The organism is Massilia sp. LMS1-1-1.1, from assembly GCF_040815535.1.
GTDB lineage: Bacteria > Pseudomonadota > Gammaproteobacteria > Burkholderiales > Burkholderiaceae_D > Janthinobacterium > Janthinobacterium aestuarii.
This window is the reverse complement of sequence record NZ_JBFPNG010000041.1, coordinates 1-261: the sequence shown is the minus strand read 5'-3', so window position 1 is coordinate 261 and position 261 is coordinate 1. Positions and strand designations below refer to the sequence as shown.

Annotated in this window: 1 rRNA gene; it reads right to left on the bottom strand. The window is 50.2% G+C overall.

Annotated features, from left to right (window positions below):
- Positions 1-152: 152 nt before the first annotated feature.
- A 16S ribosomal RNA gene (locus MRBLMS1_RS21945) occupies positions 153-261 on the bottom strand; the annotation flags it as partial.

Below are 261 nucleotides of genomic sequence, written 5' to 3'. Positions count from 1 at the left end.
AACGACCCCCGCGTTATCAACACGGTGCTCTAACCAGCTGAGCTACAGCCCCAACGCGGAACTACTACGACTACTGTTTCTTCTTAATTAAACAGCCGATAAGTGTGAACATTTGATGCGTGAATCAGTTACCCGATTCGTGCAAACTCTAGAAAGGAGGTGATCCAGCCGCACCTTCCGATACGGCTACCTTGTTACGACTTCACCCCAGTCACGAATCCTACCGTGGTAAGCGCCCTCCTTACGGTTAAGCTACCTACT